This window comes from Azospirillum sp. Marseille-Q6669, from assembly GCF_965111635.1.
Window position 1 is genome coordinate 1,210,697 of the sequence record NZ_CBCOOP010000002.1, and the last position, 15,100, is coordinate 1,225,796.

A 15,100-nucleotide genomic window follows, 5' to 3' on the forward strand; every position below is an offset into this window, starting at 1 on the left:
CTCTGGCACGCCGTTTGTATAAGAAGGGACAGCCGTTGAGGAGTGTCCCCGCCATGACCGCCACCGCCCTGCCCCGTGCCGCCCTGCGCCATGCGCCCCGCGCCGCCGTCCTGCTGCGCGCGGTCGCGATGCTGGCCGCGCTGGCCGCGGCGCTGCTCGCGTTGTCGGCGCCGGCCTCGGCCTCGTCGGCGCGGATCAAGGACGTGGTGGACGTCGAGGGCGTGCGCGACAACATGCTGATCGGCTACGGCCTGGTGGTCGGCCTGAACGGCACGGGCGACAGCCTCAACAACTCGCCCTTCACCGAGCAGAGCCTGGTCGGCATGCTGGAGCGGATGGGCGTCAACACCCGCGGCACCAACCTGCGCACCAAGAACGTGGCGGCGGTGATGGTGACGGCGACCCTGCCGCCCTACTCCGCCCAGGGCACGCGCATCGACGCCACCGTGTCGGCGATGGGCGATTCGAAGAGCCTGCTCGGCGGCACGCTGCTGGTCACCCCGCTGTTGGGCGCCGACGGCGAGGTCTACGCCGTGGCCCAGGGGCCGATCGCGGTGTCGGGCTTCTCCGCGCAGGGCCAGGGGACCAGCGTGACCCGCGGCGTCCCCACCTCGGGCCGCATCTCCTCGGGCGCCATCGTCGAGCGCGAGATCCAGTTCTCGCTGGCCGAGTTGCCGGTGCTGCGCCTGTCGCTGCGCAACCCGGACTTCACGACGGCCCAGCGCGTGGCGACCGCCATCAACATCCAGCTCCGCGGCAATCGCGCGCAGGCCACCGACCCCTCCTCGGTCCTGCTGAGCGTGCCGGAGGCCCGGCGCGGCGACATCGTCGGCCTGATCACCGAGATCGAGCAGCTCCGCGTCACCCCCGATCAGGTCGCCCGCGTGGTGGTGGACGAGAAGTCCGGCGTGATCGTGATGGGCGAGAACGTCCGCATCTCCACCGTCGCCATCGCCCAGGGCAACCTGACGATCCGCGTCACCGAGACGCCGCAGGTCAGCCAGCCCGGCCCCTTCAGCCAGGGCGAGACCGCCGTGGTGCCGCGCACCGACATCCAGGTGGACGACCAGTCCAACAACCGCCTCGCCGTGATGAATTCCGGGGTGACGCTCCAGGAGTTGGTACAATCCTTGAATGCGCTTGGCGTGGGGCCCCGGGACATGATCGCCATCCTTCAGTCGATCAAGGCCGCCGGAGCCCTGCAGGCGGAGATCGAGGTGATCTGATGGATACGACGCTTTCCCTTCCCGGCCTTCCGCCTCCGCGCCTGCCCGCGGCCGCCGAGCGCGCCCAGAACGGCGCCCTGGCGAGCTTCCGGACGGCGGTGCGCACCGATCTGGTCGATCCCAAAAGCGCGGAAAGCAGGGTGGACCCGGCGATCCGCGCCAAGATCCGCCAGTCCGCGAACGAATTCGAGAGCGTCTTCGTCTCCCAGATGCTGGGCCACATGCTCGACGGGATCGAAGTGGACCAAAACTTCGGCGGCGGCCATGCCGAGGAGATGTTCCGCTCCATGCTGACCAACGAATACGGCAAGCAGGTGTCCCGCAGCGGCGGGTTCGGCATCGCCGATCAGGTTTATCGCGAGCTTCTGCGCGCACAGGAGGGCAACCATGGATAAGGTCGACGTCCGTTTCCCGCAGCCGTCCAAGGCTCCCGCCGCCAATCTGCCCAAGAACGCGGAGGAGCGCGCCGCCGCTCTGGTCGAGCTGATGAACCGGCTGAGCGTCCATCTGGCGCGCGAGACCGAAGCCGTGATGCGGCACTGCACCAGCGCCGAGCTGGCCCGGCTGGGGCGCGAGAAACAGCCGATGATGCTGGTCTACGAGGAGGTGTCGCGCCTGCTGCGCGTGGACCGCGAGGGCATGGCCGCCCTGCCCGACGAGGCCAAGGCCCAGCTGCGCGAGGCCACGCGTGGCCTGTACGAGGCGTCCGCCGCCAACGCCGACGCGCTTCGGCGGAACAGCGCGGCGCAGAAGATCCTGGTGGACACCGTGGTCGGTGCCATCAACCGCGCCCGGCAGACCACCACCCCCGCCTACGGCACCGCCCCGGTTCCGCCCCGCGCGACCTACGTCACGCCGAGTCACGGGCCGTCCACCTCCGCCACTCTGAACACCCGTCTCTGAGGCCTCCCCCGGCATCACCCCAACCCGCAGCAAGGGCCGTCCGACCGGGCGGCCCTTCGGTTTTTGCGGGTCCGGCAAGAAGCGCCGGCCACCCGGCGGAATTTGCCGCCCGGCGGACGGAACTGCCGGGCGCGGGATCGCGATCGGACCCGCCAGCACCGGCCTGAGACTGGCCCGTTAGTTGCTTCTGGATGGGGTGCACCTGTCCGCTTCGGGGAATCCGTTCCATGGCCATCCAAACGAACTCCGCGCCCTCCGCGTTCGAAAGCCTGGTCCGGGGCCAGACCTCCTCCAGCCAGAACACGGCCCCGCGAAGCGACAAGTTCGCCTCGATGATGGACCGGCTGATCAGCGAGGCCTCCACCCGCAAGCGCGATCAGGCCCAGGCGGAGAGTGCGGCCCAGGATCGGCGCAACGCCGCGGCGAGTGCCGCCGATCAGGCCGCCGCCAACCGGGACGCCGCCAACCGGGCCGCGGAGCGCAAGGCCGCGGAGCGCAGCCCGCCGCCCCGCCCCGAACCCATCCGCGCGGAGCCGGCCAAGCCGCGCCAGTCCTCCGAAGCCACCACCCAGGCCACAGCACAGCGCTCCGCCGAACGCGCCGCCGAACGCAAGGACGCCCGCGCGTCCGACGCGGCCAAGGCCGGCGATGACGCACACGCGGCGCGCACCGAGCGGCGCGAGACCGCCGCCGCAAGCCACGCCGCGGCGAAGGAGGCGACAAAGGATGCGAAGGCCGCCGGCGCCAAGACGGCGCGGGACGATACCGCCGCACAGCCGGCGCTCGCCGAGGCCACCGTCCGGACCGACACGGCGGAGGAGGTTCCGCCGGACCAGACCGACGGCACGATGGATGACGGCGCCACACAGGATGGTCCCGGCAATCAGCCCGCGGAGGACGGGAACGGCGAGGCTGTGATCATCGATCTGACCGTTACCGTGACCGAGACCACCGTGGAGCTGGTGACCACCGACCAGTCCACCACCCTGACCGACATCGATGCCGCCCTGGCGCTGGCCGTCGCCCCGGTTGCCATCGGCACGCCGGATGACGAAGCGGCGAACACGACGACGGATGACGGTGCGGTCGAGGCGACGGCCCCGGTCGACCCCACATCACCCGATGCTCCGACTCCGGACAATGGGGACGCTCCTTCCGCCGTCCAGACCGCTGCCGATGCGGCTTTGGCCGCCGCCCTTCATCAGGATGGCAAGGTCAAGCTCACCTCCGACGAGTCCGTCAAGGCCGCCGCGGCGGCCAAGCCGGCCGCGGAAGCGCCCCTGACGATGGCGGACGCCGTGCCGGCGCCGGTCGTCCCGCCGGGCGGCCCGCAGGCCGACATTCCCGCACCCCACGCCGAGGCAAAGGACGCCGCCGCCAAGGACAAGCCGGCGGCGACCGCCGACGCGCTGTCCCCCGGCGCCCTGCCCATTGCCGACCTGCCGAACGACGACAGTGCGCCGCTGCCGCAATCGCTGACCGAACTCGCCGCGGCCAAGGCAAAGAGCGCGACCCGGACCGGAGCGGACGGCGAGGCCGGAGCAAACGCCGGCAACCGCGGCAACCAGGACCCGAGCGGCAACGCCGCCCTGACGCAGCCGCCGGCCCCCCAGGCACCGGTTGCCGACCCGGCAAAGCCTGCCGGGCAAAGCGCGTTCCTGAACGCTGCCGCAGCGGCCGCCGCGGACGCGCCGCCGCCGGCCGACGGCGCGCCTCACCCCACCACCCCCACGCATCCGGTCTTCGCCGGGATCGAGGGCGTGCACACGGCGAGCGGCGTGGAAGCGGGGCTGACCACCGCCCAGCTTCGCCCGTCCCGCGGCTCCGCCGGCCTGCCGATGGGCGTGCAGGATCAGGTGGCGGTCCACATCAGCAAGAACGTGTCGGACGGCAACGACCAATTCACCATCAATCTGCGCCCCGCCGAGCTGGGCCGCATCGACATCAAGTTGGAAATCGGCCAGGACGGGCGGGTCACCGCGTCGGTCGCCGTGGAAAAGGCCCAGACCCTCGAACTGCTCCAGCGGGACAGCCGCAATCTGGAACGTGCCTTGCAAGACGCTGGGCTGAAGGCGGACAGCAACAGCCTCAACTTCAGCCTGCGCGGCGAAGGCGGCCAATCGTTCCAGGATTCGGGACGGCAAGGCGGCTCGGGCCGGCGGGGCCGCGGCCTCGGTGGCGGCACGGGCGAGGTGGAGGATGCGCAGGCCGCCTACACCCTGACGCTGGCCCCGGGCCGCGTCGACATCCAAGCCTGATTCAGAGCAGCTGCAGCCATTCCAGCGAAGGACGACGACCATGGCCACCACCAACACCGACTACGGCAGCAGCTGGAACACGAACCAGACCAAGACGAAGACCGACACCTCCACCAAGACCACCAAGACCGCCGACGAGCAGAAGCTCGACACCGCGGTGAAGGGGCTGGGCGACAATTTTGAGCATTTCCTGAAGCTGCTGACCACGCAGATGCAGAACCAGGACCCGCTGAAACCCATGGACACGAACGACATGACCAAGCAGCTGGTCGATTTCGCGAACGTGGAGCAGAACATCGGGACCAACAGCCGCCTGGACAAGCTGCTGAAGCTGCAGAACGCCTCGACCAACTCGACCAACCTCGCCTATCTGGGCCGCACCGTCACCTTCGAGGGCGACAGCTTCGACTACACCCAGGGCATGACGGCGGCCCCGCTGGCCTACGAGTTGGAGAAGTCCGCCAAATCCGTGCGCGTCGACATCCTGGACAGCAAGAACCGCATCGTCCGGTCGATGACCGGCGAGACCGCCGCCGGCACCAAGCATGTCGTGAACTGGGACTTCAAGGACGACGGCGGCAACGCCGTCCAGCCGGGCCAGTACCGCCTGAACATCGCCCCGGTGTCGGAGAAGAAGGACGACATCATCAAGGCAACCCCCTTCACCTTCGGCACGGTCAGCGGCATCGGGTCCAACAAGGACGGCGAAACGGTGATGTCCGTGGGCAGCGTCGAGGTTCCGCTGTCCAAGCTTTCCAAGGTGTACTGAGGGTTTCGCCCTCACCCCCATAGGCATCGTCCAAACGCATGGAAAAAGGCATGGGCATGGGTCCGGATGGGCCTATGCACCATGCCTTTTATGCTTAAAACATTAACCCTATCGTTTAGGCTTTTGTTAAGCGGAGAAGGGGTAGGTTACCACCAAATCGTGGAATACACTGCTGATGGTGGAGCGTCCGCGCATGTCATCTCGCGAGCTTGAAATGAGCGACGATGGCTCCAGTGGAGCGTCGGTCATCGGTCCAGCAGGACGGCCGATGACAGAAAATGATCTTCCCCCTCCGGACACCAAGCGCTGGGTGATGCGGCGCAAGGCGGAGGTCGTGGCCGGCGTGCGCTCGGGGCTGATCAGCCTTGAGGAGGCATGCCGCCGCTACACCCTGTCCGTGGAGGAATTCCTGTCCTGGCAACGGCTGATCGACAGCCACGGCATGCGGGGCCTGCGCGCCACGCGGCTGCAGGACTATCGTGGAAACCAGCCGCCGCCATCCGTGCGCAGCCGGATGGCCAGCACCGCCGCCGAATAAGCGATTCCTGCTCGCCGTCCGCCCGGACCAGACCGCCGCAGGCCCGCCCTGCGGCGTCGTTGTTTTGTGTCCCGGCGCTTTCCCGGCGGGCGTTTTCCAGACGGGCGTTTTCTGCCCCGACATTTTGCGTCCCGGCTGCTTTGCAATTTTTACGTGGCAGGTATCGCTTTCGTTCCCGCCCTGCAGAGGTTAACGCAAAGCGACGAGGCAACCGGCCACGGGAGTTCACAGACCGATGCGCTATCTTGACGACCTGACCCCCGGCGACCGCTTCACCGGCGGCCCGGTGACCGTGACGGAGGAGGACATCGTCGCCTTCGCGCGGCAGTTCGACCCGCAGCCCTTCCACCTCGACCCCGAGGCGGCGCAGGGCAGCGTCTTCGGTGGACTGGCGGCGAGTGGCTGGCACACCGCCGGGCTGACCATGCGGATGATCGTCACGGGAGACGGCGCACTCGCCGGCGGCTTCGTCGGGATGGGGGTGGAGGACGTCCGCTGGCCCAAGCCCACCCGCCCCGGCGACGTGCTGCGCATCGAGAGCGAGATTCTGGAGGTCCGCGTGTCGGCCAAGCGCCCCGATCGCGGCATCGCCCGCGTGCGCACCACCACCCTCAACCAGGACGGCGAGATAGTTCAGCAGATGACCGCGAATCTGCTCGTCCCCCGCCGCCCCGGCACTGCTCCGGAGTGACGGCGCAAGCGGAGCCTCAAACGCACAAAGGGCCGCCCGAGGGCGGCCTTTTTGTGTGCATCGCTGTCGTACCGTTGTCTTGGGAATGGTGGGCGCACAAGGACTCGAACCTTGGACCCGCTGATTAAGAGTCAGCTGCTCTACCAACTGAGCTATGCGCCCATTCCCATCCGGGCACCGAAACACCCGGCGGCGTGAAAGGGGTCCTGGGAACGATCCCTTTCGATCCGGAAAGTGATGGTGGGCGCACAAGGACTCGAACCTTGGACCCGCTGATTAAGAGTCAGCTGCTCTACCAACTGAGCTATGCGCCCATCACTTCTCGTTCACACCGGCACCGGAGCCTTCGTCTCTGCGTCAGGTGGTGCCTGACCGTATCGACTAGGGTTCCTGTCCGGCCAAGCCGTCGTCCCGGCCGGTGTGGCGCGGTTTATAACGAAGGGTCCTGGGCTTGTCGATACCAAAATGGATAGGATCGCATTTTTTTGCGGGGCTCGTTCCGGCTCCGCATTCACCCTTGTATCCGCCTTCTTTGACAGCCAGCCAAGCCCGGCGCTATCACCCTTCCCCAGCGGACGGAAGGAGTGGAGACGATGCTGGGCTGGACCGAGGGCTATGTGGGCGGGATCGGCTATATCCACGCCTTCTACCGGGAGCTGTCGCCGGCGCTGCTGTCCTTCGCGCTGACCCTGCGCGGCTGGCGCCCCCCGATGGACTTCGCCGGGTCCTTCGCCTGCGCGGAGATCGGCTGCGGCCATGGGGTGAGCAGCGCCGTCCTGGCCGGCTGCCATCCCGACGCCCGGTTCGAGGCGGTCGACTTCAACCCCGGCCACATCGCTGGCGCCCAGCGCCTCGCCGCCGAGGCCGGGCTGGGCAACGCCGCCTTCCGGGAGGAGAGCTTCGCCGAATACGCCCAGGATGGGGCCAAGGACCTGGACATCGTGACGCTGCACGGCGTCTGGTCCTGGGTCAGCGCGGAGAACCGGGCGATCCTGGTGGAGTTGCTGAAGCGGCGGCTGAAGCCCGGCGGGCTGGTCTTCGTCAGCTACAACGCCCTGCCCGGCACGCTCGCCTACATGCCGCTGCGCCGCGTCCTGGTCGAGCATTGCGCCGACCGCACCGGCCCGCTGCCGGAGCGGATCGAGGAGGCCGTGGCCTTCGCCAGCCGCCTCACCGCCCTCAACGCCGGCTGGTTCGCCCAGGCCGACGCGCTGCCGGCGCGGCTGGACTCGCTGAAGCGCAAATCGCCCAACTACATCGCCCATGAATATCTGAACCGCGACTGGACGGCCTTCTACCACGCCGACGTGGCGCGGGAGCTGGCGGCAGCCAAGCTGGACTTCGCCGGCCCCGCCGTCCCGATGGAGCAGATGGACGAGCTGTCCCTGCCGCCGGATGCCCTGCCCTTGCTGGCCGAGGCGCGCGACCCGGCCTACCGCGAGACGCTGCGCGACCTGCTGACCAACCGCGCCTTCCGCCGCGACCTGTTCGTGAAAGGTGCCGAGCGGCTGACCGCGGCGGAACGGCGGGACCGGCTGCGCGCCACCCGCTTCGCCCTTCTGGTGCCGCCCGACGATCTGCCGGAGGTGATCCTGGCCCCGGTCGGGCGCGTGCCCCTTCCGCAGGACCTGCACGGCCCGCTGGCCGAGGCGCTGGCCGCCGGCACGCCCACGCTGGCGGAGTTGGCCGCCCTCCCCACCCTCGTCCGCCACGGCGAGGAGGCCGTGCTGCGCGCCCTGATGATCCTGACCAGCCTGGCGCTGGTGGCGCCCGCCCTGCCCGAGGCCGGTCAGGCGGCGCGCGCACTCCAGGCCGGCCGCTTCAACGCCGCGATTCTGGAGCGAAACCGCCGGGACGACACGCTGGACACACTGGCGTCGCCCGTCCTCGGCTCCGGTGTCGCGGTGTCACGGTTGGAGGCGCTGTTCCTGCTGGCCCGGCGCACCGGCACCGACCCCGCGGCGACCGCCTGGGAGACTCTGTCGGCGGATGGGCTCGCCCTGTCGCGCGATGGAACCCGGCTCGACGGGGAGGAGGCGAACGTGGCGGAACTGCGCGCCCGGTTCGACCGCTTCACCCGCCTGCGCCTGCCAACGCTGCGCCGCCTCGGCGTGGCGTGACCGGGAAGCGCCGCGTCAGGTTCGGAACCAGTCGAGGCAGCCGGTCGGCAGCAGCGTGTTGCTGACCAGCAGGGCGCCGTGCCGGTACAGCGCCGTCGGATTGCCCTCCTCACCCAGGTCAATGGCCCAGAGCTGTCCGGAGGGGTCCTGCCAGACCGTCCGCCCGTCCACCGCCGCGACGGCGGCGAACACGTCCACCGCCGTCGTGCCGGGCTGGAACAGCACCATCACCGTGGTCACGCCCGGCGGCGGAAGGGCGGCGACCGGCCCGGCGATCAGAACCGCCAGCGTCAGGGCGACCGGGGCGGGGCGGCCACCGCTGCCTCCTCCCCCGCCGCGCCGCAACCGCCAGCCCGCCGCGACGACGGCGACGCCGAAGACGACGAACCACAGCAGGTCCCAGAGCAGGGGGGTCGCCGAGTCCATGCGAATGCGGTGGATGCCGAGGAGCCAATGGGACAGAACGCCGTCGAGGATGTGCCAGACGCCGAACCCGATCAGCGCGTTGGCGAACATCAGGCGGTCCGCCCCCGGCTCGGCGAAGCGGCGCCGGCTCCGCCACAGCAGCCACAGACCACCTGCCGCGACGATGTACATCGCCGCGTGAAACAGGCCGTCCGCCAGGATCTGGACGCGGATATCCCGTACGGAGGAGGACTCCACCGCCGACAGCAGATGATGCCATTGCAGCACCTGATGCAGCAGAATTCCGTCGAAGAAGCCGCCCAGCGCGAAGCCCAGCAGGTATCCCGCCCAGGGGAGCCCCGTTGCCGCCCGTGCCGGTGAAGGAAGATGAGTCGTGTCGGTGGACATGGCCCGACAACCGCCGCAAGCGCGAACGGGTTCCGCACCCGGCACCCGAACGGCGGCGGGCTCCTCAGCTCCCGACCAAACCGGCCTCGTCCGCCGCACGGTCGAACTGGAGCGCCGCAAGGCGGGCGTAGAGGCCGCCCTCGCGAACCAGATCGGCATGGCGCCCGGTCGCGACGACGCGCCCCTGCTCCATCACCACGATCCGGTCGGCGTTCAAGACGGTCGCCAGACGGTGGGCAATGATGATGGTGGTGCGCCGGGTCATCAGCTTGTCCAGCGCATCCTGGACCATGCGCTCGCTCTCCGCGTCGAGCGCGCTGGTCGCCTCGTCGAGCAGAAGGACCGGCGGGTCGCGCAGGATGGCGCGCGCGATGGACAGGCGCTGGCGCTGGCCGCCCGACAGCCGCACGCCCTTCTCGCCCAGGAACGTGTCCAGCCCCTCGGGCAACGCTTGCAGGAACTCCAACGCGTGGGCCGCCTCGGCGGCGGCGAGCACCTCCGCGTCGCTGGCGTCCGGACGCCCGTAGCGGATGTTCTCCCAGGCGTTGGCGGAGAAGACCACCGGGTCCTGCGCCACGAGGCCGAGCCGCCGCCGCACCTCCACCGGGTCGGCGTCGCGGACGTCCACCCCGTCCAGGGTGACCGCTCCGGCCTGCGGATCGTAGAAGCGCAGCAGAAGCTGGAACACCGTGGATTTGCCGGAGCCCGACGGGCCGACCAGGGCCACCGTCTCGCCCGGCTCGATCTCCAGGGAGAATTCCTTCAGCGCCGCCCAGTCCGGGCGCGACGGGTAATGGAAACGCACGTCGCGGAACGACAGTGCCCCCTGCGCCGGTTGCGGCAGGGCGCGCGGGTTGGCCGGGGCGCGGATTTCCGGTTCGGTGTCCAGCAGGTCGAACAGCCGCTCCGTGGCGCCGGCGGCGCGCTGAAGGTCGCCGGCCACCTCGCTGATCGCCCCGACCGAACCGGCGACGACCACCGAATAGATGACGAAGGCCGAGAGCTGCCCCACGGTCAACCGCCCGGCCAGCACGTCATGCCCGCCGATCCACAGGATGAGGCCGACCGAACCGAACACCAGCACGATGACGATCATCGTCATGATGGCGCGCACCGTCACCCGCCGCCGGGCGGTGGCGAAGGCGTCCTCCACCCGCGCCCCGAACAGGCTGCGGTCGATGGTCTCGTGCGTGTAGGCCTGCATCGTGCGGATGGCGCCCAGCGTCTCCTCCACGAAGGAGCCGAGGTCGGCGATCTTGTCCTGACTGGCCCGCGACAGGGCGCGCACCCGCCGCCCCAAAATGATGATCGGCAGAATGACCACCGGCACACCCAGGAACACCAGCCCCGCCAGCTTCGGCGAGGTCACCAGCAGCATCGCCGTGCCGCCCACGAACATCAGCATGTTGCGCAGCGCGATCGAGACGGAGGAGCCGACCACGGTCTGAAGCACCTCGGTGTCGGTGGTCAGGCGCGTCAGGATCTCGCCGGTCTTGGTGGTCTCGAAGAAGCCGGGGGAGAGCTTCACCACATGGCTGTAGACGGCGCGGCGGATGTCGGCCACCACCCGCTCGCCGATCCAGCTCACCAGATAGAAGCGGCCGAAGGTCGAGGCGGCCATCAGCACGATGACCACCAGCAGAACCAGGAGCGCCCGGTCGAGCAGCGCCGAATCGCCCGCGACGAAGCCCTGGTCCACCAGGACGCGCATCCCCTGCCCCAGCCCCAGGACGGTCCCGGCGGCCACGGTCAGGGCCAGCATGGCACCCAGGATTTGCAGCCGGTATGGCCACAGGAAGGGAAACAGCCGGCGCAGCGGCGACAGGTTGCGGCGGCGCGACGCGGAGGAAGGCGCCCCTTCGGACACCGGATCGGACTTCGAGGAATGACGGGACACCGGGGCTCCCCAGCGGCAGGACGGGCGGCAGGACGATGTGCAGGCGGTGCACGGGGGCAAACCCGGCATATAGCAAGGGGTGGGCCTATGAACAAGGTATGGTGTGGCCACACGTTTGAACCATACAGTCACGAAGACGCGGAGATCCCGCCGCGGCCGGCGCCTTCCGAAAGCGCTCGAATCCTCTGTGCCCCGGTGTCTCCAGGGTGAAGGATGGGGGATGCACAGCGAAGCGGCGGTGGTTCGGAACCACCCGCCTTTCCGGCGCAGGAACGCGGTTGCATCATGCCGCATGCTTTGCTATAGACCGCGCTCGCTTTGCAGGAACCCCGGCCATGAAGACTGATATCCATCCCGACTACCACGAGATCAACGTGGTGATGACCGACGGCAGCACGTTCAAGACCCGCTCCACGATGGGCAAGCCGGGCGATACGCTGCGCCTCGACATCGACCCGAAGTCGCACCCGGCTTGGACCGGCGTGCAGAAGCTGCTGGACACGGGCGGCCAGATCGCCAAGTTCAACAAGCGCTTCGCGAGCTTCGGCCTGAAGAAGTAATCTTCTTCGTCCGCAAAACGAAAAGGGGCGTCCGGTTCGCCGGGCGCCCTTTTCGCGTTTGCCGCTTTTGAGAACGCTGGCCGTCAGCCGGCCAGAGCCACCGCGTCGCGGGCGCGCTCGTCCAGCCGGGCGACGCGCATGTAGAGCCGGTGGCTGCGCTCCAGAAGGCTGCGCAGGCCTTCCGGAAGCTGCTCGTTGTCGGGGCCGGAGGGATCGGTGCAGATGTCCCCTCCCGACAGGGCGAAATCCTCGCTCGCCGCCTGCTCGCGGCTCATTTCCCCGGCATGGACGGCCTTCTGCGCCAGCAGCCAAGCCATGACCTGGGTCAGACGGCTGGTCACCCGCATCGATTCGTACGAGATCTGAAGCCGGACATGGGGCGGCAGCGCCCGATGGCTGGCGGCATCATGATAGGCGATGTAATTGCGCGCCTCGATCAGCAACGCCATCGTCTCATCATAAGTCCCGTTGAAGAAGGTCGGTGTTTCCATCACGGCCGTACCCCTCCCGCGGCCGGATGGCCCGATTCCGAGCCTCGCCGCAACTGATTAACAATCGGTTTGTGGATGTGGACCCCCGCCTTCCGCCTTGTGGCCGGAGACGGCGCGGTCCGGTGAATTTCGAAAAGCGTCCTCTTGAACGGGAAGAACGCTCGCTTATCTGTCGCGGTATCGGCGGACGCCCAGTTGGGGTTCGCCGGATCCGCAAGCCGAGGGACCGACGATGATCGTGGTCCCCGATCGCTGTATCGCTCTTTTGGAGGATATGTCATGCGCTCCTACGACCTTTCGCCCCTGTTCCGTTCGACCGTCGGGTTCGACCGCCTCTCGCGTCTCCTGGAAAACGCGATGACCGGCGACGAGGCCGCCGCGTCCTACCCGCCCTACAACATCGAGAAGACGGGCGACGATGCTTACCGGATCACCATGGCCGTCGCCGGCTTTGGCCCGGAGGATCTGGAGATCACCGCTCAGCAGAACTCTCTGGTGGTCACAGGGAAAGCTAAGAAGGAACAGGAGACCGGCCAATTCCTCTACCGGGGTATTGCCGGCCGCGCTTTCGAGCGCCGCTTTCAGCTTGCCGACTTCATCAAGGTGGGCAACGCCAATCTGCTGAACGGGCTGCTCCATATCGATCTGGTGCGCGAGGTGCCGGAAACGATGAAGCCGCGGACCATCCAGATCGGCACCACCGGCACGGCGAAGCCCGCGCTGACCCAGCAGGCTGCGTAACCGCAAGGCATCACGCAGCAGCGCATCACGCGTCGACGCATGATGCATTGACAGGGCGCCCCGGAAAACCGGGGCGCCGTTTTTGCGTTAGCAGCGGACCGTCGCCGCTCCCGTCATGCGTCGGCCATTTTCCGGCTCGGCGGCAAGGCCACGGTCACCGTGGTCCCCTGCCCCGGCGCGCTGTCGATGCGCAGTGTGCCGCCATGCGCCTCGACCAGCCGTTTCGAGATGGACAGGCCAAGGCCCATTCCCTCGTAGCGCCGCGCCATCGACTGGTCGACCTGGGCGAAGGGAGTCATCGCCGTCGGCAGATCCTCCGCCGCGATGCCGATGCCAGTGTCCGTCACCGACAATTCGACCCCGCCATCGCCCCCGCGGCGCGCGCGGACGACGGCGGATTCGCCGGGATTGGAGAATTTCACGGCGTTCGACAGCAGGTTCACCAGCACCTGCCGCAGGCGAAGCGCGTCGCCGAACAGCATCGGCAGGCCATCCTCCAGATCGATGCGGATCGGCACGCCGCGCTTGCCCGACTGGATGGCAACGAGGTTCAGCGCCTCACCCACCAGGGCGGACGGTTCGACGGGAGTTTCGTTCAGCCGCAGCCCGCCGGCCTCGATGGTCGTGATGTCCAGGATATCGTCGATGATCGCCAGCAGATGCTCGCCGGATTGGCGGATCGACCCGGCATAGTCGATGTAACGGTCGACCTCCCCCGTCCCGAGCAGCCGCATCTCGATCACCTGGGCGAAGCCGATGACCGCGTTCAGCGGGGTCCGCAGTTCGTGGCTCATGACCTGGAGGAAGGTCGATTTGGCGCGGTCCGCCGACTCGGCGGCTTCCTTTGCCGCGATCAGGTCGCTTTCGCTCCGCTTGCGCGCGGTGATGTCGCGGATGATGCCGGTGAAGACGCGACGCCCGCCCGTCTCGACCGCGCTCACCGACACTTCGATGGGGAAGCGATCGCCGTCACCGCCCCGCACCGCCACGGCCTCCCGTACGGCCCCGGCGCCATGAGCTTCGCCGCCGGGCTGATAGACGGCCAGCCCGCCATCCTGAAGCAGACCAACCATGTCCGGGATCAGCCGGTCGATCCGGCTCCACAGCATGTCCGCCGCCGGGATGCCGAACATCGCCTCCGCCGCCGGGTTGAAGCTGTGGACGATGCCCTCCCCGTCCATGGTGACGATGGCATCGGCGGCAGCGTCCACGATGGCGTTGGTCCGGGCCTCCGCCATCAGCAGGGCATCGGCGGTCCGCACGTATTCGGTCATGTCGGTCAGCGTGCCGACGCAGCCCTGCACCCGCCCGTCCGCATCGGTCAGCGGCGAGCCCTGACACAGGGCGAAGGTGACCGTGCCGTCGGTCGCGCAGAACCGCAGATTCAGCAGAACCGGCAGCCCCGCTGCCACGGCCTGGGCCCAATCCGCCTCCAACCGCGTGCGGTCGTCCGGATGCAGCGACGCACGCCAGGCATGGCCGGACAGGGCATCGGAAGACAACCCGGCAATGGCTGCAAAGCGCGGGTTGGCGAAGACAATGCCGCCGTCCCGATCCGTCTGGAAAATGCCGACCGGGGCGGAGCGGGCCAGCGTCTGGTAGAGCGCTTCGCTCGCCCGCAGCCGCTGTTCGGTCTCCACCCGGTCGGTCACGTCACGGGCGTGGATGACGATTTCCCGGACTTTGGGATCGTCCGGCCGGTTGAACGCCGTCGTCTCCATATGGCGCCACCCGCCCGCCGCGTGGCGCACCCGGCAGAGGAACGGACCGCCATCCTCGACGGATGCCCCATGGCCGCAGCGGGCGAGACGTCGGACAGCCCCCTCCCGGTCGTCCGGATGCACGCGTTCGAGCACGGGCGTCCCCAGCAGCGCCTCCGGAGGGGTGCCAAGCACGCGAAGGCATGCGCCTCCCACATCGATGAACCGACCGTCCGACGACAGCACGGCGACGATATCGCCGGCTTTGGCCATCAGGGCATGAACATACCGCTCAAGACTCCGCACAGAACACCATTCCGCATCGCCGCTCCAACGCAGAACAGTAAGACGACAATCCGTTAACGATTCATGACGTCCCTGTAATCAACGAAG

General features: G+C 68.6%; 14 protein-coding genes and 2 tRNA genes. 10 read left to right on the top strand and 6 right to left on the bottom strand.

Annotated features, from left to right (window positions below; translation table 11 throughout):
• Positions 1-53 precede the first annotated feature (53 nt).
• From ACWPXE_RS17015 to ACWPXE_RS17045, 7 genes are all read left to right on the top strand, one after another.
• On the top strand, positions 54-1,226 hold the full coding sequence (locus ACWPXE_RS17015) for a flagellar basal body P-ring protein FlgI (protein WP_454018744.1): 1,173 nt from the start codon (positions 54-56) through the stop codon (positions 1,224-1,226).
• Positions 1,226-1,621: a rod-binding protein gene (locus tag ACWPXE_RS17020; RefSeq protein WP_454018745.1), complete on the top strand. Its 396-nt coding sequence runs from the start codon at positions 1,226-1,228 to the stop codon at positions 1,619-1,621. The genes ACWPXE_RS17015 and ACWPXE_RS17020 overlap by 1 nt, the downstream gene beginning before the upstream one ends.
• Complete coding sequence (locus ACWPXE_RS17025) at positions 1,614-2,129, top strand: flagellar basal-body protein (protein WP_237903182.1); 516 nt, start codon at positions 1,614-1,616, stop codon at positions 2,127-2,129. The genes ACWPXE_RS17020 and ACWPXE_RS17025 overlap by 8 nt, the downstream gene beginning before the upstream one ends.
• 227 nt (positions 2,130-2,356) lie before the next feature.
• Positions 2,357-4,387: a flagellar hook-length control protein FliK gene (locus ACWPXE_RS17030; RefSeq protein ID WP_454018746.1), complete on the top strand. Its 2,031-nt coding sequence runs from the start codon at positions 2,357-2,359 to the stop codon at positions 4,385-4,387.
• 40 nt (positions 4,388-4,427) lie between these two features.
• The gene (locus ACWPXE_RS17035; protein WP_454018747.1) at positions 4,428-5,156 is read left to right on the top strand and encodes a flagellar hook assembly protein FlgD; all 729 of its coding nucleotides are present in this window, start codon (positions 4,428-4,430) and stop codon (positions 5,154-5,156) included.
• 214 nt (positions 5,157-5,370) lie between these two features.
• Positions 5,371-5,694, top strand: a complete 324-nt coding sequence (gene sciP, locus ACWPXE_RS17040) for a CtrA inhibitor SciP (RefSeq protein WP_051657784.1) — start codon at positions 5,371-5,373, stop codon at positions 5,692-5,694.
• Positions 5,695-5,929: 235 nt separating this feature from the next.
• Positions 5,930-6,385, top strand: a complete 456-nt coding sequence (locus ACWPXE_RS17045) for a MaoC family dehydratase (protein WP_454018748.1) — start codon at positions 5,930-5,932, stop codon at positions 6,383-6,385.
• 86 nt (positions 6,386-6,471) lie between these two features.
• On the opposite strand, the gene ACWPXE_RS17050 is transcribed toward ACWPXE_RS17045, so the two are convergent.
• A tRNA-Lys gene (locus ACWPXE_RS17050) sits at positions 6,472-6,547 on the bottom strand.
• A gap of 76 nt (positions 6,548-6,623) precedes the next feature.
• Positions 6,624-6,699: transfer RNA gene (locus ACWPXE_RS17055), tRNA-Lys, on the bottom strand.
• Between the two features lie 279 nt (positions 6,700-6,978).
• Between ACWPXE_RS17055 and ACWPXE_RS17060 the strand changes: the two genes are divergently transcribed.
• Complete coding sequence (locus tag ACWPXE_RS17060; RefSeq protein WP_454018749.1) at positions 6,979-8,505, top strand: class I SAM-dependent methyltransferase; 1,527 nt, start codon at positions 6,979-6,981, stop codon at positions 8,503-8,505.
• Between the two features lie 15 nt (positions 8,506-8,520).
• Here ACWPXE_RS17060 and ACWPXE_RS17065 read toward each other — a convergent pair whose 3' ends face one another.
• Together ACWPXE_RS17065 and ACWPXE_RS17070 are read right to left on the bottom strand one after the other, a co-directional pair.
• Positions 8,521-9,318 carry a DUF2243 domain-containing protein gene (locus tag ACWPXE_RS17065; protein ID WP_454018750.1) on the bottom strand — a complete coding sequence of 266 codons (798 nt, stop codon included), beginning with the start codon at positions 9,316-9,318 and terminating at the stop codon, positions 8,521-8,523.
• A gap of 64 nt (positions 9,319-9,382) precedes the next feature.
• Positions 9,383-11,215 carry an ABC transporter transmembrane domain-containing protein gene (locus tag ACWPXE_RS17070; RefSeq protein WP_454018751.1) on the bottom strand — a complete coding sequence of 611 codons (1,833 nt, stop codon included), beginning with the start codon at positions 11,213-11,215 and terminating at the stop codon, positions 9,383-9,385.
• A gap of 335 nt (positions 11,216-11,550) precedes the next feature.
• On the opposite strand from ACWPXE_RS17070, the gene rpmE reads away from it, so the two are divergent.
• Positions 11,551-11,775, top strand: coding sequence for a 50S ribosomal protein L31 (gene rpmE, locus ACWPXE_RS17075; RefSeq protein ID WP_014241009.1), 225 nt, complete (start codon positions 11,551-11,553; stop codon positions 11,773-11,775).
• Between the two features lie 83 nt (positions 11,776-11,858).
• On the opposite strand, the gene ACWPXE_RS17080 is transcribed toward rpmE, so the two are convergent.
• Positions 11,859-12,266, bottom strand: coding sequence for a DUF1465 family protein (locus tag ACWPXE_RS17080; protein WP_454018752.1), 408 nt, complete (start codon positions 12,264-12,266; stop codon positions 11,859-11,861).
• Between the two features lie 279 nt (positions 12,267-12,545).
• On the opposite strand from ACWPXE_RS17080, the gene ACWPXE_RS17085 reads away from it, so the two are divergent.
• The gene (locus tag ACWPXE_RS17085; protein ID WP_014241011.1) at positions 12,546-13,007 is read left to right on the top strand and encodes an Hsp20 family protein; all 462 of its coding nucleotides are present in this window, start codon (positions 12,546-12,548) and stop codon (positions 13,005-13,007) included.
• Between the two features lie 113 nt (positions 13,008-13,120).
• Here the strand turns inward: ACWPXE_RS17085 and ACWPXE_RS17090 are convergent, their stop codons facing one another.
• Entirely contained in the window at positions 13,121-14,980 is a 1,860-nt protein-coding gene (locus tag ACWPXE_RS17090) for a sensor histidine kinase (protein ID WP_454018753.1), read from the bottom strand.
• Between the last annotated feature and the right edge of the window lie 120 nt (positions 14,981-15,100).